The sequence below is a fragment of the Streptomyces daliensis genome (assembly GCF_054782395.1).
On record NZ_BAAGSO010000070.1, the window covers coordinates 59,588 to 80,179 of the forward strand.

18 protein-coding genes are annotated in these 20,592 nt (G+C 71.1%); 8 read left to right on the top strand and 10 right to left on the bottom strand.

The features are described 5' to 3' along the window. Positions 1–4: 4 nt before the first annotated feature. Complete coding sequence (locus tag ACYVOO_RS16460; protein ID WP_461016386.1) at positions 5–1,663, bottom strand: ABC transporter ATP-binding protein; 1,659 nt, start codon at positions 1,661–1,663, stop codon at positions 5–7. 198 nt (positions 1,664–1,861) lie between these two features. Beyond that, a complete protein-coding gene (locus ACYVOO_RS16465; protein ID WP_461016387.1) occupies positions 1,862–2,893 on the bottom strand; it encodes a BMP family lipoprotein in 1,032 nt (343 codons plus the stop codon). Positions 2,894–3,063: 170 nt separating this feature from the next. Between ACYVOO_RS16465 and cutA the strand changes: the two genes are divergently transcribed. Further along, positions 3,064–3,390 (top strand): divalent-cation tolerance protein CutA, encoded by a 327-nt coding sequence (gene cutA, locus ACYVOO_RS16470; RefSeq protein ID WP_461016388.1) that lies wholly within the window; start codon positions 3,064–3,066, stop codon positions 3,388–3,390. Between the two features lie 3 nt (positions 3,391–3,393). Here cutA and ACYVOO_RS16475 read toward each other — a convergent pair whose 3' ends face one another. Continuing rightward, positions 3,394–4,731 carry an XRE family transcriptional regulator gene (locus ACYVOO_RS16475; RefSeq protein WP_461016389.1) on the bottom strand — a complete coding sequence of 446 codons (1,338 nt, stop codon included), beginning with the start codon at positions 4,729–4,731 and terminating at the stop codon, positions 3,394–3,396. Between the two features lie 162 nt (positions 4,732–4,893). Between ACYVOO_RS16475 and ACYVOO_RS16480 the strand changes: the two genes are divergently transcribed. Together ACYVOO_RS16480 and ACYVOO_RS16485 are read left to right on the top strand one after the other, a co-directional pair. Further along, complete coding sequence (locus ACYVOO_RS16480; RefSeq protein ID WP_461016390.1) at positions 4,894–5,019, top strand: hypothetical protein; 126 nt, start codon at positions 4,894–4,896, stop codon at positions 5,017–5,019. A 67-nt stretch (positions 5,020–5,086) separates the two neighbouring features. Further along, on the top strand, positions 5,087–6,670 hold the full coding sequence (locus ACYVOO_RS16485; RefSeq protein WP_461016391.1) for an asparagine synthase-related protein: 1,584 nt from the start codon (positions 5,087–5,089) through the stop codon (positions 6,668–6,670). On the opposite strand, the gene ACYVOO_RS16490 is transcribed toward ACYVOO_RS16485, so the two are convergent. The 6 genes from ACYVOO_RS16490 to ACYVOO_RS16515 form a co-directional block, all read right to left on the bottom strand. After that, positions 6,653–7,195 (bottom strand): GNAT family N-acetyltransferase, encoded by a 543-nt coding sequence (locus ACYVOO_RS16490; RefSeq protein WP_461016392.1) that lies wholly within the window; start codon positions 7,193–7,195, stop codon positions 6,653–6,655. The genes ACYVOO_RS16485 and ACYVOO_RS16490 overlap by 18 nt on opposite strands. Before the next feature lie 180 nt (positions 7,196–7,375). Further along, positions 7,376–8,680 (bottom strand): amidohydrolase, encoded by a 1,305-nt coding sequence (locus ACYVOO_RS16495; RefSeq protein ID WP_461016393.1) that lies wholly within the window; start codon positions 8,678–8,680, stop codon positions 7,376–7,378. A gap of 118 nt (positions 8,681–8,798) precedes the next feature. Next, positions 8,799–9,929, bottom strand: a complete 1,131-nt coding sequence (locus ACYVOO_RS16500; protein WP_461016437.1) for a hypothetical protein — start codon at positions 9,927–9,929, stop codon at positions 8,799–8,801. Between the two features lie 189 nt (positions 9,930–10,118). After that, positions 10,119–11,051 (bottom strand): N-acetylneuraminate synthase family protein, encoded by a 933-nt coding sequence (locus ACYVOO_RS16505; protein ID WP_453349313.1) that lies wholly within the window; start codon positions 11,049–11,051, stop codon positions 10,119–10,121. 19 nt (positions 11,052–11,070) lie between these two features. Beyond that, a complete protein-coding gene (locus ACYVOO_RS16510; protein WP_461016394.1) occupies positions 11,071–12,429 on the bottom strand; it encodes a cytidylyltransferase domain-containing protein in 1,359 nt (452 codons plus the stop codon). Between the two features lie 86 nt (positions 12,430–12,515). Then, positions 12,516–14,042, bottom strand: coding sequence for a DUF6716 putative glycosyltransferase (locus ACYVOO_RS16515; protein ID WP_461016395.1), 1,527 nt, complete (start codon positions 14,040–14,042; stop codon positions 12,516–12,518). Between the two features lie 187 nt (positions 14,043–14,229). Here ACYVOO_RS16515 and ACYVOO_RS16520 point away from each other — a divergent pair, with 187 nt between their 5' ends. The 4 genes from ACYVOO_RS16520 (at position 14,230) to ACYVOO_RS16535 (ending at position 18,110) form a co-directional block, all read left to right on the top strand. Beyond that, positions 14,230–15,204: a glycosyltransferase family 2 protein gene (locus ACYVOO_RS16520; protein ID WP_461016396.1), complete on the top strand. Its 975-nt coding sequence runs from the start codon at positions 14,230–14,232 to the stop codon at positions 15,202–15,204. Between the two features lie 86 nt (positions 15,205–15,290). Next, positions 15,291–16,640 carry a polysialyltransferase family glycosyltransferase gene (locus ACYVOO_RS16525; protein ID WP_461016397.1) on the top strand — a complete coding sequence of 450 codons (1,350 nt, stop codon included), beginning with the start codon at positions 15,291–15,293 and terminating at the stop codon, positions 16,638–16,640. A 13-nt stretch (positions 16,641–16,653) separates the two neighbouring features. Then, the gene (locus ACYVOO_RS16530; RefSeq protein ID WP_461016398.1) at positions 16,654–17,826 is read left to right on the top strand and encodes an acyltransferase family protein; all 1,173 of its coding nucleotides are present in this window, start codon (positions 16,654–16,656) and stop codon (positions 17,824–17,826) included. A 116-nt stretch (positions 17,827–17,942) separates the two neighbouring features. Beyond that, on the top strand, positions 17,943–18,110 hold the full coding sequence (locus ACYVOO_RS16535) for an SCO1431 family membrane protein (protein ID WP_461016399.1): 168 nt from the start codon (positions 17,943–17,945) through the stop codon (positions 18,108–18,110). A gap of 232 nt (positions 18,111–18,342) precedes the next feature. Here the strand turns inward: ACYVOO_RS16535 and ACYVOO_RS16540 are convergent, their stop codons facing one another. Beyond that, positions 18,343–19,806, bottom strand: coding sequence for an FAD-dependent monooxygenase (locus tag ACYVOO_RS16540; RefSeq protein ID WP_461016400.1), 1,464 nt, complete (start codon positions 19,804–19,806; stop codon positions 18,343–18,345). 70 nt (positions 19,807–19,876) lie between these two features. Between ACYVOO_RS16540 and ACYVOO_RS16545 the strand changes: the two genes are divergently transcribed. Next, on the top strand, positions 19,877–20,473 hold the full coding sequence (locus tag ACYVOO_RS16545; protein WP_461016401.1) for a TetR/AcrR family transcriptional regulator: 597 nt from the start codon (positions 19,877–19,879) through the stop codon (positions 20,471–20,473). Positions 20,474–20,592 lie beyond the last annotated feature (119 nt).

Sequence of the window (20,592 nt, forward strand, 5' to 3'; positions counted from 1 at the left end):
AGGTTCACCGGGAGCCGCCCCCTTCCGGTGCGTCGTCGTTCTGCGACTCCTGCGGCTCCTGCGACTCTTGGTGCTCCAGGTGCCCTGTGGCGGCGCCGGTCATGGCCGAGCCCAGCTCCTCGGGGGTGATGGTGGCGGGGTCCGCGTCGGCGACCAGGCGGCCCCGGTACATCACCCGCAGGGTGTCGGAGAGGCCGATCAGCTCGTCCAGGTCGGCGGAGATCAGCAGCACCGCGAGACCCTCGCGCCGCGCCGCGCGTATCTGGTCCCAGATCTGCGCCTGCGCGCCGACGTCCACACCGCGCGTCGGATGCGCGGCGATCAGCAGCTTGGGGTGGTGGCTCATCTCGCGGCCGACGATCAGCTTCTGCTGGTTGCCGCCCGACAGGCTGGCCGCCGTCACCTCGATGCCGGGCGTGCGCACGTCGTACTCGGCGACGATCCGCTGCGTGTCCGCCCGCGCGCGCTTGAGGTCCAGCAGCCTGCCCTTGCTGTTGGGCGGCTCCGTGACGTGCCCGAGCATGCGGTTCTCCCACAGCGGCGCGTCCAGCAGCAGCCCGTGCCGGTGCCGGTCCTCGGGGATGTAGCCGATGCCGTCCTCGCGGCGGCGGCGCGTGGGTGCGTGCGAGATGTCCTCGCCGTCGAGGGTGACGGTGCCGCCGTCGGGGTCGCGCATGCCCATGACGGCCTCGACCAGTTCGGCCTGCCCGTTGCCCTCCACACCGGCCACGCCCAGGACCTCGCCCTTGTGGATGGTGAAGGAGACGCCGTCCAGGACGCTGCGTACGACGCCGTCCGTGTCCGTCGCGGACAGGCTCAGCCCCTCCACGGCCAGCATCGGCGTCGTGGTGACCGTCGACTCGCGGGTCTCGGGCGAGGGCAGCTCGCTGCCGACCATCAGCTCGGCCAGTTGCTGCGACGTGGTGTCCTCCGGGCGTACGGAGGCCACGGTCGTCCCGCGCCGCACGACGGTGATGTCGTCAGCGACGGAGAGGACCTCGCCCAGCTTGTGGGAGATGAAGATGACGGTCAGACCCTCGGACTTCAGCTCGCGCAGGTTGTCGAAGAGCGCGTCGACCTCCTGCGGCACGAGGACCGCCGTGGGCTCGTCGAGGATGAGGGTGCGGGCGCCACGGTAGAGGACCTTGAGGATCTCCACGCGCTGCCGGTCGGCGACCCCCAGGTCCTCGACGACCGCGTCGGGCCTGATCCCCAGGTGGTACGCGTCCGACAGCTCCCTGATCCGCGTGCGGGCCCGCGCGCCGATCCCGTGCAGCTTCTCCGCGCCCAGGACCGTGTTCTCCAGGACGGTGAGGTTGTCCGCGAGCATGAAGTGCTGGTGCACCATGCCGATGCCGCGCGCGATGGCGTCGGCGGGACTGTGCAGGGACACCTGCTCGCCGTCGACGTGGATGGTGCCCTCGTCCGGCTTCTGCATGCCGTAGAGGATCTTCATCAGGGTCGACTTGCCCGCCCCGTTCTCCCCCACGAGGGCGTGCACAGTGCCGCGCCGGACCGTGATGTCGATGTCGTGGTTGGCGACGACGCCGGGGAACCGCTTGGTGATCCCCCGGAGTGCGACCGCGGCGTCGCCGCGCGCCGTGTCCGCCGCCTCGGACGCCGCGGAGGGCTCGGAGGGGGGACTGCTGCTGGAGGCTGTCATGGCGCACTCTCCTCGGTGCGGGGCGCGGCTGGCGCCGCTGATCGGGCACCCGGAGAGGGGTCACCTCCGGGAAGGAGGCGACCCCTCGGGCACGACGGGACACGACGGACCGGCCGTCAGGTCACCGGCGGTCAGGTCACCTGGACGTCAGGTCACCGACGCCGGGGCATCGACGTCGGGGCATCGACGTCGGGTCGGTCAGGGGGTGTCCTTGACCTTGATCTTGCCGTCGATGATGTCCTTGCGGGCCTTGTCGATGTCGTCCTGGATGTCGTCGATGAAGCCGCCGGAGGTGGCCAGCGAGACGCCGTCCTCCTTGAGGGAGAAGGACTGGGTGCCCGTGATCGGCTTGTCGTCCTTGACGCTCTTGATGAGGTCGTAGACGGCGACGTCCACGTTCTTGACGGCCGACGTCAGGATCGAGTCCTTGTACTTGGCGAGACCCGGCTGCTCGTACTGGTCGGAGTCGACGCCGATCGCCCAGGTGCCCTTCTTCTTGCTGACCTCCTCGATCGAGCCCGCGCCGGACTGGCCGGCGGCGGAGTAGATCACGTCGATGTCGGAGTCGAGCATGCCCTTGGCCTTGTCCTTGGCCGCGGCGGGGTCGTTGAAGCCCTTGGTGTTCGTCGGGTACAGATACTGCGAGGTGACCTTGACCTTGGGGTCGGTCTCCTTGACGCCCTGCTCGAACCCGGCCTGGAACTTCTGGATCAGGGCGTTGTTGACCCCGCCGATGAAGCCGACCTCCTTGGACTTGGACTTCTTCGCGGCGGCGACACCGGCCAGGTAGGACGCCTCGTGCTCGGCGAAGACCAGCCCGGCCACGTTCTTGCCCTTGGAGTCCGAGTCGACCACGCCGAAGGTGGTGTCGGGGAAGTCCTTGGCGACCTTGTTGATCGACTTGCCGTAGTCGAAGCCGACCCCGATGACGGGGTTGTAGCCTGCTTCGGCAAGGGAGGTCAGCCGCTGCTCGCGGGTGGCCTCGGTCTCGTCGTTGCCCGCCGTCATCTCCTTGGACTTGACGCCGAGTTCCTTCTCGGCCTTGTCCACGCCACGGGCTGCGGCCTCGTTGAAGGAGTGGTCATCACGCCCGCCGACGTCGAAGGCCAGGCCCACGCCCATGTCCTTCTTACCGGCGGACTCGGTGGAGCTCTCACCGCACGCGGTGGCAGTCAGTGCGAGGACCGCGGTGGTGCTGACCGCGGCAGCAAGCTTCGTTACCCGACGCAAGAGGACGTCCCCTTCGGCTGCTTGGAAGCGCCTCGTCCGGCGCTGGCTTCCGGCAAAGATTAACGCGCGTAGATTTCAGGTAAAGGCTTCCCGGATCGCTGTTATCGGATCGGTGTCTACCCGGGGCCGAACGGGATGTGCGGGGGCGGTCCGGGGCTAGTCTCGGCCGTATGGCTGAGTACCTACAGGTGGCCACGGCCACGGAGACCCGTGACGACGCCGTGAAGCTGGCACAGTCGGTAGTGGCCGCCCGGCTGGCGGCCGGTGCGCAGATCGTCGGCCCGGTGGCCTCGGTGTTCTGGCACCAAGGGGAGTTCGGTACCGGCGAAGAGTGGCAGCTCCTGCTCAAGACCCGCGCTGACCGGTACGCCGCTCTGGAAGCGCATCTCTTGGAGCGGCACCCCTGGAAGAACCCGGAGGTCTCGGCGGTGCCGCTGACCGGGGCAGAGGGTTACCTGCGCTGGATCGCCAGGACCACCCAGCAGGACGGGGACTGACCGTCACGCCTTGGCCCGTTCCAGGACTGCGGCAACCGCCGGTAGATCCCGGTGCGGGCCGAGCTGCCGCAACATGGGTTCGAGGCGCCGACGAGGACGTACGGAGGCGACTCCGGCGGACAGGTCCAGTGCCCGGCCGACGACCGTCGCCGCCTGCTCCACTTCGCGGGCGGCCAGACAGGACTCGGCCAGCCACGAAAGATACAGGCTCTTGTCCCGGGCGTGGGCATCGTCGTAGTGGGCCAGCACGTCTTCCAGCACAGGGACCGCGCGGAGCGGGCGGCGCAGCTCGGTCCAGCACCGACCGGTCATGATCCGGAGTTCATCTTGGTCCACCCACGCGGCCCAGTCCGGCTGCGGTACATCGTCAGCGTCGCAGAGGGCGGCTTCGGCGGTGCTCAGTGCCCGCTCCGTCTCGCTGACCCGCCCGGCGACCGCGTAGGCCCACGCCAGACGCTCGTGGAGCAGAGCCCGGACTCCGGACGGGGCATCGGGGCCTGCGGTACGGCAGGACTGTTCGGCTGTCTCGACTCCGGCGCCTCGGTCGCTGTCGATCCGCTGGTAGGCAAGGAAAGCCAGGGCGTTTCCGGCGAGGGCTGCGTCTCCGGCTTCTGTGGCGGTCCGAAGACTCGCCTCGTACAGACTGCGGGCGTCGACGTGCTTGCCCGCGTCGAATGCGGCCCACCCCGCTTGCTGTGCCTGTTCGGCCAGCACGGAGAGCAGAGCGCGACCGGTCTGCTCGGTGCAGTCGGCCTCGCGGATCAGGGTCTTGGTGGCTTGGTATTCGCCGAGATAGACGCGGTAGGTGTCTCCTCCGCCGAGAACGTCATCAAGGCGGCGCAGACGGGCGGTGCGCCCGCGTAGCCGTTCTGGAACGTCACGGCCGATGCGGCGGCCGGTGGTGAACTGAGTGAGTTCGGGCAGGCCGACTACCAGTCCGGCTGTGGCCGACCCTCTGAAGAACGCTCTTCGGCGCACTGCGCTGTCTCCGTTCCGGGTCATGCCGGCAGTGACTGCGGGCACAGCGGGATGCCGGAGTGGCTGCCGCGCCGCTTCCCACGCGCGGGGGGCGAGGCCGAGCATGTGCCCGGGGATGCGTAAGGCGTCGGCAATGACGGCGATCTTCTCGAACGTCGTCACGCTGCCGTCCCCGCGGGCCAGGGCGCCTACGCGCTCCGGCTTGATGCCACACTCAGCCGCGATCTTCGAGTAACTGATCCTGGCCTCTGCCCGAGCGAGCAGAAACACTGTGCCGAAGTCGTGGGCTGTGATGGCTGCTCGCATGTCCGCCCGGTTCAAGAGGGCAGGCGGCAGCGCTGTCGGCGGTTCGTATGCGGTCATGAGGTGCCCCGTCGCGCCTGTGGGGGACAGCGTGTGGCATCGGCCTGATGCCCAGCCTCCCCATCGTGGGGATACCCATCGGCGGGAAGCCGGATTCCTTTTCCAGCAGGACAGTTGCCTCGGAAGGATCTGCGCGACGACAGCGGAAGGGAGGGACAGCCCGTGAACCTGGATGACGTGTTCTCGGGAATGCCGGTCTTCACCGTGCCGACGCTCCGCGAGCGCCTGGAGACCAAGAAGTTCTCCGGCAACAGCGACACGAACACCGAGCGGGACGAACACGAATAATCCGCACTCCCACAGCCCACCGTCCTCGCTGACGGTGGGCTGTTCCGTTCCGAGGAGGGGGATTCTCTTGCTCAAGTTCAGCATCACTTGGGCCAGCTTGGAGAGCGGTCCGGCCGAGTGGACATGGACCGGCCACGAGTGGCGGCACGGCGCATCCCGCATTGAGCCGTACGGGCATCCGGCCGTCTGTCACGAAATGATCAGCGACGGCGCGACTGTAGCGGTGATCTCGACGGAACGCGGGCGCGGAATCGACGCGTCGCCTGGCGGGCCGCCGGTCCGCGTGGCCCCAGACGCCTATCGCGCACGTCTGTGGGACGCCTGTCACGGGGCATTGGACTGGACGACCGTCGAACTGACACCCGGTACCGCGACGGTTCGCGCGGGAACATGGGCCGTGGCACCGCTCTATCTCGCCCGCAGCGACAGCAAGTTGGACGGCTCGTGGGACCTGGCCGATCTCCACGAACACTGCCGGGCCGACGCCCTCGTGGACCGTGAGATTGCCCGACTGCTGCGACTCCAGCATCGTTATACCCACGACACCCTTTGGCAGGGGGTCTACCGGCTCACGGAACGCTCCACAGCGTCGTGGACCGCTGACGGCCTCGCGCTGGCCTACCCGCCGGGTGCTCCACACACCGAGCCTCGTGCTCTGCGACCGGGTGCCGACGTGCTCGACGCCTACGAACAGCTCCTCGCGCAGGCGATCACACAGCGGCATTTCAGCCCGGGCCGCTCCGCTGTGGAACTGTCCGGCGGGATGGACTCGGCGAACGTCGCAGCAGGACTCGCCGCCCTCGGCCAGCCCGAGTTCGCAGCAGCAGCCATGCTCCTCGGCGGCGAGGCACGCGAGCAGCAGATCCGCCGCCGCAGGGAGATGATCAGCGCCTTCGGGATCACGAGGGACACGTGTACGGACGTGATGGCGCACCTGCCGCTCAACCCCACCGGACGACGTGCGAGCGGCCAGCCGGTCAGCCCGTATGACGACCCCTGGACCGAGGCGGAAGAAGTCATGATGCGTGCCCTGACACGGGTGGGCATTGGGTGGTCGTTCGGGGGTACGGGCGGGGACGAACTTACCTCCCTGCGCGATGACGAACGCCCACCTCCTGGGGAAGTCCCGCTCCCAGGGCCTTGGACCGGAAAACGGACACTGGCCGTCATGGACCACATCAACGACGGCATCGCTCCGTCCCCGGTCCTCTACGACAGCACACTTCTCGCCTTCGCCTGCCGAACCCCACAGTTCATGCGGAACGGACTGTGGCCCGTATCGCCGCTCGCGGACCCGGAGCTGATCCGGTTCGCAGAGTGGCTGCCCCGCCCCTGGCGAGAGCACAAGGCATTGAACAGGCTCCGCCTTGCCAGGCTCGGCCTGTCCCCAGAAGGTGTGCACGCGCCGATTCCGGAGAATTTCGTCCACGCGATGAACGTCGCGATGCGTCGCTACGTCGCTCCGTTTCTGGAATCCATGGTTCGGGAGGGCAGCGTGTTGATCGACACCGGGTTCGTGGACGGAAACGGACTCGCGAGAACTGTGGAATCGGAATCCCTGAAAGGACCGCACGGGGAGATGGATCGGACGCTGTTTCACATCGCGTCCACCGAGGTCGGATTACGCGGGATGTCAGGCGCGGGCGAGTAGATGATGCGCGAGCCCCGGAAGGGACTCCGCCTCGCGCCCCAGCATGTACGCGTCTTCCCCGTAGCGCTCGGTCCGGTGGATGATTCGCCAGCCCTGAACGTCGCAGTAGTACCGCAGCAACCCCGGGTCCGGACCGACCGCACGACGGACCCAGTCCCGGCCGGTCGCGGCGGCCCGGTCCACCGCCCACCAGGCGAGCAGGGATCCCACTCGCCGACCGGCGAACTCCGGGTGCGTCACGGTGGTGCTGAGGAAGTACGAAGGCTGCGCCTGCTCTTCTTCGGTCCAGCCCCACAACGGTGTCTGTTCGCCGAGCGTCGTCCGGCCGACCACGCGGCCCGTCTCGGTCGCGACGACCCACACGGGCGTCTCCGGGGCGGCTGCCTGGCGGCCCGATTCCACAGTGAACCGTTCCCAGCCCAGGGCACCCCTGACGCCCCGCTCCGCCATCCAGCGGGCGCGTGCTCGCGTCAGTTCCTCGACCTCTTCCCGGTCGGCCGCTGTCGCCCGGCGGATCACGAACATCGCAGAGTCCCCTTCACTGGACGGGCAGGCACCAGCGTAGTCAGACCCGGCCCGTTCCTCCGGTCAGAACGGTGCCTTGTTGCCATAAGCGTGATCCGCGGTGGGCGATCACTTCCCCCTTCTTCGTCTCCTGTCCAGCTCCGCGCCCGGGCCCGCCCCGTACGCCGGCCCGCTCACCCCCTACGACCGCTCCTCCGCGTCCAGCAGTGCCGCGGCCGTGAACAGCTCGACGCCGACGGCGATCGCGTCCTCGTCCGCGTCGAAGTCGCCCTGGTGGAGATCGCGGGGGTGGCGGTCCCCTGGCGGGCGGACGCCGAGGCGGACCATCGCGCCCGGCACCCGCTCCAGGTACCAGGAGAAGTCCTCGCCGCCCAGGCTCTGCTCCGTCGACTCGACGGAGGCGGGGCCGCGGCGGGCTGTCATCGCCTCGCGCAGCAGTTCCGTGGTCCCCGGCTCGTTGACGACGGGCGGGACGCCCCGCACATAGGTGATCTCGGTCTTCGCGCGGTGCATCGCGGCCACCTCGTCGATGGCGGCGTGGACGACATCGGGCGCGTCCCGCCAGGCCGGGAGGTCCAGGCAGCGCAGGGTGCCGGACAGCTCGGCGCGCTGGGGGATGACGTTGGGCGCGTGGCCCGACTCGATGCGTCCCCACGTCAGCGCCATCCCGGAACGGGCGTCGACGCGACGGGCCAGCAGCGCGGGCACATCCGTCACCAGCCGGGCCGCTGCCGTGATCAGATCGGTGGTGAGGTGGGGGCGGGCCGTGTGGCCGCCCGCGCCGTTCAGCGCCACCTCGATGCGGTCGCAGGCCGAGGTGATGGGGCCCGAGCGGAGCCCGACACGGCCCGCGTCCACGCGCGGATCGCAGTGCGCCGCGATGATTCTGCCGACCCCTTCGAGCGCCCCGCCGTCGATGGCGTCGGTCGCTCCGCCGGGCAGCACCTCCTCAGCGGGCTGGAACAACAGCCTTACGGCGCACGGCAGTTGGCCCGCACGGGCCAGCTCCGCGAGCACGAGCCCGGCGCCGAGGACGACGGTGGTGTGCACGTCGTGCCCGCACGCGTGCGCGCGGTCCGGGACGGTGGAGCGGTACGGGACGGACTTCGTGTCCGGGATGGGCAGCGCGTCGATGTCGGCGCGCAGTGCGAGCATCGGGCGCGCCGCACGGTGTTCTTCGGCCGCCCCGGCCTCGCCGGAGCCTTCGCCCGGCACGACGTCGCAGATCAGGCCCGTTCCCAGGGGCAGGACGCGGGGGGCGAGCCCGGCCCGTTCCAGTCGGGCCTTGAGGGCCTGGGTGGTGCGGAACTCCTGGTTGCCCAGCTCGGGGTGCATGTGCAGGTCCCGGCGGAAGGCGATCAGCTCGTGCCGGAGCGCGTCGGGCAGTCTGCCGGGCATCCTCTCCGGGGTTTCGGAGAGCGTGCCCAGCCTCGCTGGTTCGCCGGGTCGGCCCACCTCCGGCTCAGGGGACAGGAGTTCGTTCATGGGGCGGAGAATACGCGTTCAGGACCCCCAACCGGCAATGGATCACGCGAAGTTCAGCCCCACAGGGGACCAGAAACTAGCCCTTCCGGCGGTTGTGCGCCGACGCCGTTGGGTATACCTATGCGCCCGCCGCGCCCGCTCCTGGCGTAGCGGGTACGGAATCCAGCCGCCGTGCCCCTCGCGCGCTGCCCGTCACCCCGGACAGGAAGCCCTCGGCGCGCGGCGAGGCGTTCGCCGTCAGCCACGCGGGGTCCACCTCGCAGACCGCGACCGTCACGGGCGTACCGGCGAGGGCGAGCGGGAGGGTGTGCACGACCGTCGAGGGGAAGCTGAGGATGGTGCGCCCGATCGGCCCGCGCCTGGCGACGAGTTCCAGCGGCAGGTCGGGCCGCACGATCTCCAGCCCCGTGGCCGCCGTGACCCGCTGGAGCTTGTCGCTGCTCTCGCGGCGGTGCGCGAAGTAGCGGGTGGCGCCGTGCGTACGGGCGAGGGAGGCGACCGCCTCCAGATAGCGCTCCATGTCCACGACCCCCGTCTCCACGAGCGAGGTGCCCACCAGATCGGTGCCCTTGGTCAGCCGGGGCGGGCCGAAGCGGGCGCGGGTCCAGGCGAAGTCGTTGGCCGTGACGGTCACCCCGGGGGGTGCCTCGACGGGCATGGAGCTGAAGATCTCCACGCGGCGCCCGGAGGAGCCGGAAGGACCGGAGGAACCAGAAGAAGGAGTGAGGCGGCGGCGCGCGCGGTGCGCGAAGGGGGCGAAGAGCAGGGCGCGGGGGCCGCCCGCGCCCTTGCGGTGCCAGCGGACGAAGCGCTCGCCGCGGGCGAGCTGTGAGACGAACTCCATGGTGGCGGTGCCGTCGTCCACCACGACGACGCTGCGTGCGGCGGTGAGCGTGAGCAGGAGCTGCACGTAGCGCGAGAAGGGGTCGCCGATCACGACCCGGCGCGCCCTGCGCAGCTCCCCCAGCAGCGAGCCGACGGTCTTGACGGGTGCGAGGGCGCCCTCGCGCGCCTCCTCCCACTGAACGGCGATGCCCTCGTCGCGTGCCAGCTCCACCATGCGGCGCAACTGGCCCCGGGTCATCGGGTCGTGGGGCGGCAGCACGACGAGGGTGAGGCGCGAGGCACCGCTCGTGTGGGCCCATTCGAGGACGTTGAGGAGCTGGACGGGGCTCTCGACGAAGGCGAGGGTGCGCGCTTCCACCGCTTCCCCGTCCGCCTTGGCTGCCTTGGCCGCCTTGGCCGCCACGTCGTCCGCCCTGGCTGTCCCGTCCGCCCCGTACGCCTCGGCTGCCCCGTCCGCGTCAGAGGGCGTCGTCGCCCAAGGCACGCCCCGGAGACGGCGGATGGGAGTGTCCGCCGTCTCCGGGGTCGGGCCGACGGGCCCGTGGGTGTGGCTCAACTCGGCTGCTCCATGGTCCGGTTGATCCTTCGGCGGTCAGACCGCGACCGGCTCGCCGTCGTTGGCCTCCTCGGCCTCCGCGACGACACCCTTGACGCGGCGCAGCTTCTCCATCGGCTTCAGCTCGCTGTCGTAGACCTTCTTGACGCCGTCGCCCAGCGACTCCTCGATGGTGCGGATGTCGCGCACCAGGCGCTGGAGGCCCTGCGGCTCGACGGAGGCGGCCTGGTCCGAGCCCCACATGGCGCGGTCGAGGGTGATGTGCCGCTCGACGAAGACGGCGCCGAGCGCGACGGCGGCCAGGGTGGTCTGGAGGCCGGTCTCGTGGCCGCTGTAGCCGATCGGGACGTTCGGGAACTCGCCCTGGAGGGTGTGGATCATCCGCAGGTTCAGTTCCTCGGCCTTGGCCGGGTACGTCGAGGTGGCGTGGCAGAGCACGATGTTCTCGCTGCCCAGGACCTCGACCGCGTGGCGGATCTGCTTCGGGGTGGACATGCCCGTCGAGAGGATGACGGTGCGGCCTGTGGCGCGCATGGCGCGCAGCAGCTCGTCGTCGGTGAGCGAGGCGGAGGCGACCTTGTAGCAGGGCACGTCGAACTTCTCCAGGAAGGCGACGGACTCGACGTCCCACGGGGAGGCGAACCAGTCGATGCCGCGCTTCTTGCAGTACTCGGAGATGGCGCGGTAGCCCTCCTCGTCGAACTCCACGCGGTGGCGGTAGTCGATGTAGGTCATCCGGCCCCAGGGGGTGTCGCGCTCGATCTCCCACTGGTCGCGCGGGGTGCAGACCTCGGGGGTGCGCTTCTGGAACTTGACGGCGTCGCAGCCCGCGTCGGCCGCGGCGTCGATCAGGGCGAAGGCGTTCTCGATGTCGCCGTTGTGGTTGATGCCGATCTCGCCGGTCACGTAGACGGGGTGGCCGGGGCCGACGGTCTTGTCGCCGAGGGTGCGCAGACGGTTGGTGCTCATGGTGACGGTGTTCTTTCTGCTAGAGGGAGGGTTGCAGGGAGGGGCCGAGGATCCACGCGGCGATCTCCCGGATCGCGCCCGCACCGCCGGGTGCGGAGGTGACGGCGCGGGCGGCGCCGCGCACCACGTCGTGGGCTCCCGCGACCGCGACGGGCCAGCCGACGAGGCCGAAGCACGGGAGGTCGTTGACGTCGTTGCCGACGTAGAGCACGCGCTCGGGCGCGATTCCCCGCTCCTCGCACCACTGCTTCAGGGCGAGGTCTTTCCGGTCGATGCCGTGCAGCACGGGGACCTTGAGCTTGGTGGCCCGTGCGGCGACGACCGGGTTCTGTTCCGTGGACAGGATCAGCAGCTCCAGCTCGGCGCGCCGGAGCGCGGCGATCCCGAGCCCGTCGCCGCGGTGCACGGCGACGGTCTCCCGTCCGTCGGAGTCGACGAGCACCCGGTCGTCCGTCTGGGTGCCGTCGAAGTCGAGTACGACCGCGTCGATGTCGGCGCGGGTCGGCAGCGCGCCGGGGCCCGCCACGTCCAGCAGCGGCGCGAGCGCGCGGGCGCGGGCGAGGTCGTGCGGATCGTCGACCTCCAGCACACGCGCCGGGTCGGTGCGCACCAGTTCGGTGCGGCCGAAGAAGCGGTGGCCCGCCTTGCGGAAGCCGGGCGCGTCCATCGCGTAGGCGGCGCCGGTCTCCAGCAGGTCCTGCGGGCGGTCCTGGCGGCGCGGGCGGAAGGACTTGTCGTGGTTGACGCCGTGCCCGCCGCCCTCGTGCCCGGCCCCGTGTCCGCCCTCGTGCCCGGCCCCGTGCCCGGCCCCGTGCCCGTCCCCGGCCGGCTGGTCGGTGGCGTCGCGCCACACGAAGCCGTGGAACTCGGCGACGGTGAGCGCGCTGTCCGCGCCGTCCACGACCGCGCGGGCCACGCCGTCGACGTCGGCCGCCGTGACGAAGGGGCTCGTGCACTGGACGAGCAGGACCACGTCCACGGCGTGCCCGTGCCTGGCCTCGTACGCGTCCATCGCGTGCAGCACGGCCGCCTCGCTGGTGGCGGTGTCGCCCGCGATGTCGACGGGGCGCTCGACGACCTCGGCGCCCGTGGCGCGCGCCGCGGCCGAGATGGCCGTGTCGTCGGTGGAGACGACGACCCCGGTGACGAGGCGCGCCGCGAGGCACTCGCGTGCGGCCCGCGCCACGAGGGGCACGCCGCCCACGGGGGCGAGGTTCTTCGCGGGCACGCCCTTGGACCCCCCGCGTGCGGGGATCACGGCGAGGACGTGCCGCGCCGCCGGGTGGGCCCCCGCGAGCTGCCCCGCGCTGCCCACGGCACCCGGCGCCTGCGAAGGGCCGGCCCCGTTCTGCCCGCTGTCGGGCCGCGAATTCGCCATGTCGGCTCCTAGAGGAGGGGTGGAGGAAGGAGAGGTGGACGTGCGCGCCCGGCGCGGCGTGCGCGCTTCGCGGGGGCCGCCGCCCGTCACAGCTCCCCCATGCGGCGGATGACCGGGGCCACGCGCTGGACGCCGTGCCGGTAGGCGCCGCGTGCCGCGTCGCGCACAGCGCCGCGGACGGCTCCGCGCAGGCCGGAGGGTTCGGCGGCGGCTGTCGTGGCCGCGCCGGGGAGGGGGGTGCCGTGGGGGTCGAAGCCGTAGCGGGCCAGGACGCCGGGGAGGTAGCCGGGGGCCGTGCGGGGCGTGTAGTACGGCGCCACCGGGGGGAGCCCCGCGCGGGAGGCCAGCTCGGTGACGCGGTCGCGGGCCGCGTCGAAGGCGTGCGCGTAGGAGTCGCCGCCGGTGCTGTCGGTGCCGCCGTCCGCGCCGCCCTTGCCCGCCGCGCAAACGCCCTGGCGCGCCGTCCAGACGGGGTCGGCCTCGGGCAGGTGGCCCGCGTCCAGCTCGTCCCAGGAGGCGAGGCAGCCGGAGCCGAGGAAGTGGTGGTTGCCCAGTGCCTCGCGGACGCCGAGGTCGGTCAGGATCGCGGTGGGCACCGAGCGGTGCAGGGACTCCAGGGCCGCCGTCGAGCTGACGGTGACGAGCAGGTCCGTACGGTCCAGTACCTCGCCCATGTTCCCGTAGACGAGGCGGCAGTTGGCGGGCAGTCCGCCGGGGACGCGGCCCGAGAGCTTCTGGTAGGGCTGCTCCTCGATGTGGGTGGTGTGCTCACCCGGTCTGCTGCGGAGCTTGATGAGGACCTCGCGGTCCGGGTGCCTGCGGGCGTGCTCGGCGGCGCGCCGCAGCAGGTACGTCCGGTCGCCCCGCGAGGCGGGCACCGAGGGCTGGGCCGCGAAGGTGACGGTGAAGGGCCGGTCAGCCGTGGGCCCCGCGTAGGCGGCGCCGCCCAGGAAGGGCAGCGCGCACTCGGTGACGGCGGAGTCGTCGGCGCCGACGCCCGCGTAGACGGCCCGGAAGCGCTCGGCGTCGTAGCGGGAGTTGGCCAGCACGACGTCCGCGCCGTGCCGCAGCAGGAGGCCGTCGGCGAGCTTCTCGTAGACGACGCCGACGTAGCCGGTGACGTAGACGGGGCGGCGGACGGGCGCGGCGGGGTCCGCTGGGTCCGCGACGGTGACGTCCACGGAATCGGCGTCCGCATCGGTGCCGGTACCGGTACCGGGGCCCGCGTCGTCGCCGGAAGGGCCCGCGCCGTGGGTGCCGGATACCGAGGCGCGGGCCAGTCCGTGCAGCATCGCCTGTACGGCTCCACCCACACAGGCGAGCACCACCATGTCGTACGCGTCCCGGTGCGCCGCCTCCCGCACGAACCCCACGCCGCTGACCTCGCGCAGCGTGTCCACGGTGACGCCGACCTCGGCGAGCTGCCGGGGGGTCGGGGTCGCGCGGCCACGCAGCAGCAGCCCGTCGATGCGGGCCTCGGGGGCCAGCCTGCGGGCGGTCAGCGCCCCCCATTTCCAACGCGTGTCGGAATCGGCGAGCACGGCTACCCGCGCCGGGCCCGGGGAACCGGAATCGGTGGTACCGGAAGCGGAACCAGAAGTACGTGATGGCACGTCGATGACGCTAGGAAGGCATTCCGATTCCCGGCCCAACTCAAATACAACAGACGGTTAACAGCGCACCGACGAACGGCTAACCGGCCCGATCCGAGTGCGCGTTAACCATTCCGCCATGTGGCGTTCACCGCTGCGTACGCCCCAGGTCAAGACGAATGCCGGGCGGACACCTAACGTCACCCGGGTGGTTAAGCTCTCCGTCATCGTGCCGTTCTACAACGTGCAGTCCTATGCGCCGGACACCCTGAGAAGCCTCCGCGCGAACGCGCGGGAGGATTTCGAGTTCATTCTGGTCGACGACTGCTCGACCGATGGGACACCAGAGATTCTGGAACGCGCCGAGCGCGAACTCCCGGGTGCCGTTCTCGTACGGCACGAACAGAATGGCGGTCTGGCGACAGCCCGTAACACCGGTCTCGACGCGGCCAACGGCGAATTCCTCACCTTTCTCGACGGTGACGACTGGCTGGCGCCCGGCTACTACGAGGAACTCCTCGGGACCATTCAGCGCCTGGGCTGCGACTTCGTCCGCACCGACCACGTCCAGTGCACCGCGCGGGCCCGCACGCTCTCGCGGGTGCCGCACGGGCGACGCGGCGTGGTCATGGACCCCCGGGAGGCGATCCTGCCCGCCGACCGCACGACCTCCGTCGACTACGCGTACGCCTGGGCCGGTATCTACCACCGCAGGCTGCTGGACGACGGCGTGCTGCACTTCAGGGACGGACTGCGCACGGCCGAGGACCGGCCGTGGATCTGGCGGCTGCACCGCGAGGCGGAGTCCTTCGCCGCCGTGGGCCTGCTCGGCGTCTTCTACCGGCGCGGCGTCGCCTCCTCACTGACGCAGATCGGCGACGTGCGCCAGCTCGACTTCCTGCGCGCCTTCGACCAGGTCGTCGAGGAGACCTCGCGGGACAAGGACGCGGAGACGCTGCTGCCGAAGGCCGTGCGCACCTACTGTGCGATCATCTCGCACCACCTGACCAGCGGCAGGTTCGAGCCCCAGGTGGCCCGCAAGCTGCGCTCGCTCAGCGCCGCCGCGCTCAAGCGGCTGCCCTCCGGCGTCCTCGACGAGGCCCTGGACTCCATGGACGCCGAGCGCGCCTCCCGCCTGCGCAGGCTGCGCCGCCGTCCCGTCTCAGCGGCGGAGGCGGCGTGAGCACCCCGCACGAAACACCGGACACCGCCGCCGACCAACAACGACGAGACCGACGAGAACGAGACCGAGGACGAGGACAGGGCACGATGCGTACGCAGATCTTCTTCGCCTCCACTCTCTACGGCGCGGCCACCCTCGCCGCCGCACTGGACGCCAGGTGCTTCGAGCACGCGGACCGTCGGCTGCTGCTGGTCAGCAACAACGCGGCCAACCCGGAGACCACGCCCTCGCTGGACGCCATGCCGGGCTTCGAGCGGCTGCGCCCGCGCTTCGACCGGGTGCTGTCGTGGAACGAGGCCATCGCCCCCTTCCACCCCGGCGGCTGGTCCCCGCGCACGGACGACGTGCCCATGTGGGAGCGCTACGCGCGGATGCTGTGGGGCCTGGGGGACGACGACGTCGAGATCGTCCTGGAGTCGATCCAGGTGGAGCCCGCACTCGCCGTCGCCCGGCTCTTCCCCGACGCGCCGATCGACGTCTACGCCGACGGCCTCATGAGCTACGGCCCCACCCGCAACAAGCTCGACCCGCTCGTCGGCACGCGCGTGCGGCGGCTGCTCCACCTGGACCTGCTGCCAGGGCTGGAGCCGCTGCTGCTCACGGAGTTCGGCGTGCGGGGCGAGGTCGTGCCCACGGACGCGTTCCGCTCCGTGCTGTCCGAGCTGTCGCTGGACGTGCCGCCGAGCGTGTCGGCCGCGCCCCGTGAGGCGGCGCTGCTGCTGGGCCAGTACATGTCGGCGCTCGACATCCTCACCGCGGAGGAGGAGGAGCAGCTCCACGTGCGGATGCTGCGCGGCGCCGCCGCGCTCGGCCACCGCGACGTGGTCTTCAAGCCGCACCCCGTCGCCCCGGCCCGCTTCTCGCGCGCGCTGGAGAAGGAGGCGGGCGAGCTGGGCGTCGAGCTGACCGTCCTGGAGGCCCCGGTGCTGGCCGAGGTGCTCTACGAGCGGGTGCGCCCTGCGCTCGTGATCGGCTGCTTCTCCACCGCGCTGCTGACCGCCTCCGCCTTCTACGGGCTGCGCGTAGCGCGCACCGGCACGGGGCTGCTGCTGGAGCGGGTCGCCCCGTACCAGAACAGCAACCGCGTCCCGGTCACGCTCGTGGACGCCGTGCTGCCCGACCTGGAGGACGCGGTGGCCGTCGGCGACTGGAGCACCCCGGACGCGAAGACGGTGGAGCGGGAGCTGACGGGGCTGGTGCGTGCCGTGGGCTTCTGCATGCAGTCGCAGATCTACCCGAACCTGCGGGCCGACGCCGAGCGCTATCTGAGGCACCATCTGGACGCCTCCACCTGGCGCTACTTCAAGCGGCGACGCCTCACCGCGCTGGCCCTGCCGGGCGCCGTGCCGCAGCAGCTCGCCTTCGTCCCGCGCAACCGGACCGTACGAAGAGTCGCCCGGCGTGCCAGGGCCCTGAAGCGGGCCGCGCTCGGCTGACCGGGGCAGGCACGTGAGCACCGCACTCCTCCCCCCGTCCTCCCCCACGCCCCCCACTTCCCCCACGTCGGCCGCCGCCTCCTCCCCCTCGGGGACCACGGAGGGGGCGCCGCCGAGACCCCGCTCCCGGCTCCGGGCCCTCGACGGCCTGCGGCTGCTCGCCGCGCTGCTCGTCGCCGCGTACCACTACGGCGGCCGGGACGGCGAGATCAGCCAGGCGTGGGGCACCTCCCCCGCGCAGCAGTTCCCCTTCCTCTCCCCGCTGTTCGCCTACGGCTGCCTGGGCGTGCAGATCTTCTTCGTCATCAGCGGCTTCGTGATCTGCATGAGCGGCTGGGGGCGCTCCCTGCGCGCCTTCGCCGCCTCCCGGATCTCGCGGCTGATGCCCGCCTACTGGGCGGCGGTCCTGCTGGTCACCCTCGTCTTCGCGCTGCCCTGGGTGGTCTACGAGGCGGTCTCGCCCAGCGACGCGCTGGTCAACCTCACGATGCTCCAGGAGCCGCTGGGCGCCGACCGGGTGCTGGGCGTGTGCTGGACGCTGTGGGCTGAGCTGCGCTTCTACGCGCTGTTCGCGCTGCTCGTCGTCCTGCCGGGCGCCACGAGGGGGCGCGTGGTGCGGTTCTGCGCGGCGTGGACGCTGGCCTCGGTGATCGCGGAGGCGGCGGACGAGCCGCTGCTCGACCTCGTGCTGATGCCGGAGTACGCGCCGTTCTTCATCGGCGGCGTCGGCCTCTATCTGGTGCACCGCTTCGGGCACGACGTGACGGCCTGGGCGATCGTCGGCGTGAGCTGGCTGCTGGGGCAGCACTACGCGGTGGCCGAGCTGTGGCACTCGGGCGGCGAGGGCTTCTCGTACCGCCCGTCGCTGGGGATCATCGCCTTCGTCACGCTCGGTTTCGCCGCCGTCGCTGCCGTGGCCCTGGGCACGCTGCGCTGGGCGGACTGGCGCTGGCTGACGACGGCCGGGGCGCTGACGTACCCCTTCTACCTGGTGCACGAGCACCTGGGCTGGGTCGCCATCCGCGCGCTGCACCGGTGGCTGGGGCTGCCGTCGTGGAGCGTGTTCCTTCTCACGACGGGGGCGATGCTGGTGCTGGCCTGGCTGCTGTATCGCCTGGTCGAGCGGCCTCTGACGCCTCTGCTGAAACGGTCCTTCGCCACATGGGGGACGCGCCACACTCCCTAGCCAGAACGGGGTGGTCCCCCGCAGGGTGTGACTGCGGGGGGACCTCGTACGCCGGTGACCGGCCGACGCCTGTGACCGGCCATGGAAGCACGCACCCTGACGCACGGAGCAGCACGATGACCGCCACCACGACCGCACAGTCCATGGCACTGAGGCTCACCCAGGCCCGCACCGGCACCGGCGGCCCCTCCGACGAGGAGCGCCGCAAACTGATCGAACAGATCGCGGGCTGGACCCTGACCGTCCTGGTCGCGGTGCTGGCGACCAGGCTCGGCCTGATGTGACGCGACGGCGGGCAGCTTTGCGCTCGTAGCGGCGATGGAGTCGGCGGCAGCCGGCGAGCCAGGCCATGCTGCATTTGATTGTCCAGCGGTGGCGCCGACGGCGGCCACCGCCCTGCGGACGTGTTGGCACCTCCGGCACCACCCGCTGGAACAACTCCCACAACTCATCCGGCACCAGCCGTTCAACGATCCCCACTTCTGCAGCTATCGAACAAACCAAATGAGATGACCTCTAAGCGAGGTCCCCGGCAGGCCGCCGAGCGGTGTTCCGTCCCGACGGTGCCTCCGCCAGGGCGCGTGCGGACGGGACGGCCGGGGCCCGGCCGAGGTAGCCGTCCGGGCGGATGAGGACGACGGTGCCGTCCGAGGCGTCGTACGCGGCGAACGCGTGCCCCTCGGCGTCGACGACGTAGGGCCCCGGTGCGGTCTGGCCGGGCCGGAGCACCGCGTAGGTGTGCGGCTCGTCCGGGGCGGGCGCGCCGAACACCAGGCGGGTCGCGTGCGGACCCCGGTAGAGGTCGAACAGCCGGACCGGCTTGCCGTCCGCGTCCGCCACCGGGGCGTCCGGGGCGCGGTCCCCCGGGACGAGCCGACCCTCTTCCGTACGGTAACTCACGTCAAGCTGCCGGGTGTTCTCGCCGCGCTCGTGCGCGTCCTCGGCGCCGTCCCTGTGCCGCCGCATCAGTTCCTCGCTGATGCCGAGCACCCTGGCCGCGACCGTGCGCCGCTCGGTCTCGTACGTGTCGAGCAGGTCAGGGGAGCCGTCGGCCAGCTTCCAGCCCAGGTTGTAGGCGTCCTGCACGCCGGTGTTCAGCCCCTGCCCGCCGGTCGGGGGGTGCACGTGCGCGGCGTCGCCCGCGAGGAAGACGCGGCCGACGCGGAAGCGCTCGGCCAGCCGGACGTTCGGCCGCCACACCGTCGACCACGTCAGCCTGTTCAGCCGCACGCCCGCGTGGAGCGCGTCGAGCTTGCTCTGCAAGGTGTCCAGCGAGGCCTCGCTCTCCTGGCCGGTCAGGGGCGCGACGAACTGGAACAGCCCGTCCGTGTCCGGCAGCGGGCTGAGATGGACCCCGGACATCGGAGCGGAGGCACGGGCGAACCAGTAGCCGTACTCGTGGTCGAGTCCGTCCGCCGCCACATCCCCGAGCAGCACGCGCAGGGAGTCGTCCGTCCTCCCCTCGAACGCGATGCCCAGCGTCTTGCGGACGATGCTGCGCCCGCCGTCGGCCCCCACCAGGTAGGCGGCGCGCACGCTCTCGCCGGTGGACAGGCGGGCCGTGATCCGATCCGCGTCCTGCTCGAAGCCGACCAGTTCGGTGGCCTGTTCCACCCGCACCCCGAACTCCGCGAGCCGGTCACGGAGCACGGCCTCGGTCTGGGACTGACCCAGGACCCACCCGTTCGGGTAGGGCACATCCGGGGTCGGCCGGAGCGGCTCGGCAATCCGCCGCTCCATCGTGAACTCCCCGTCGAGGTACACGTGGGTCACCGGCAGGGACCTGCCCCGGCCGAGCACCGTTTCCAGGACGCCGAGGTCTTCGAAGACCTCCAGCGTGCGGGGCTGTAGCGAGTCGCCCCGTGAACCGGCGAAGCACTTGGCCGCCTTGTCGACGATGCGCACGTCACACCCGCGCCGGGCGAGGTCGATGGCCAGGGTCAGGCCGGTCGGCCCGGCGCCCGTGATGAGCACAGTCATGCCTGAATCTCCATTCACTGAATCTATATTCATCATGTTGTCTTGATACCGTTCGCGTCAAGGAGGTGCCGTGAAGCGCAAGGAGAGGGCGGCGGAGACCGAGGCCGCGCTGAAGGAAGCGGCCAAGCGGGTCTTCGCGGAGCGCGGCTACCTGAACGCGAAGATCACCGACATCACCGCCGAGGCCGGCCGCTCGGCGGGCTCCTTCTACAACCACTTCACGGGCAAGGAGGAGCTGCTCGAAGCGCTCCTGACGGACCTCGCGGCGTACAGCGAAGAGGCGGCGACGGCCACCGACCACTTGGAGGACTTCACCGACCCGGAAGCGGTCCGCTGGCACCTCGCCTACTACGTGCGCTTCTACCGGGAGCACGCGGTGACGATGCGGGCCGTCCAGCAGGCGGCGCTGGTCAGCGAGGGCTTCGCGCGGAAGCTGGCCGACTTCAACACCGCCGAGATGGCCGACCTCTTGAGCCACGTCCAGTTCCTCACGGATGCCGGGTACGAGCTGCCCGCCTCACCCCGGGTCAGCATCCGGATGATGTACGCGCTGAGCGACACCTTCCTCCAGATGTGGCAGCAGCAGTCGCTGGACCTCAGCGAGGAGGAGGTGGTCGAGATCATGACCCGCTTCGTCTACCGAGGGCTCACGGGCCGGGACTGCTGAGCGGGCCGCGCGTGCGGAGGGCCGCGCGGGTGCCGGGCCGGTCGCCGTAGTTGCCACCCCGTCCGCCCGTCCGCTGAGCGGACGGCGGCGTGGAGCCGTCGACCTCGTCCAGGGTGCCG

Coding starts and splice junctions, on each gene's coding strand:
- ACYVOO_RS16475 (WP_461016389.1), bottom strand. CDS start 4,731: ATGACCGCATACGAACCGCCGACAGCGCTGCCGCCTGCCCTCTTGAAC.
- ACYVOO_RS16510 (WP_461016394.1), bottom strand. CDS start 12,429: ATGGCGAATTCGCGGCCCGACAGCGGGCAGAACGGGGCCGGCCCTTCG.
- ACYVOO_RS16490 (WP_461016392.1), bottom strand. CDS start 7,195: ATGTTCGTGATCCGCCGGGCGACAGCGGCCGACCGGGAAGAGGTCGAG.
- ACYVOO_RS16460 (WP_461016386.1), bottom strand. CDS start 1,663: ATGACAGCCTCCAGCAGCAGTCCCCCCTCCGAGCCCTCCGCGGCGTCC.
- cutA (WP_461016388.1), top strand. CDS start 3,064: ATGGCTGAGTACCTACAGGTGGCCACGGCCACGGAGACCCGTGACGAC.
- ACYVOO_RS16525 (WP_461016397.1), top strand. CDS start 15,291: ATGCGTACGCAGATCTTCTTCGCCTCCACTCTCTACGGCGCGGCCACC.
- ACYVOO_RS16505 (WP_453349313.1), bottom strand. CDS start 11,051: ATGAGCACCAACCGTCTGCGCACCCTCGGCGACAAGACCGTCGGCCCC.
- ACYVOO_RS16535 (WP_461016399.1), top strand. CDS start 17,943: ATGACCGCCACCACGACCGCACAGTCCATGGCACTGAGGCTCACCCAG.
- ACYVOO_RS16540 (WP_461016400.1), bottom strand. CDS start 19,806: ATGACTGTGCTCATCACGGGCGCCGGGCCGACCGGCCTGACCCTGGCC.
- ACYVOO_RS16495 (WP_461016393.1), bottom strand. CDS start 8,680: ATGAACGAACTCCTGTCCCCTGAGCCGGAGGTGGGCCGACCCGGCGAA.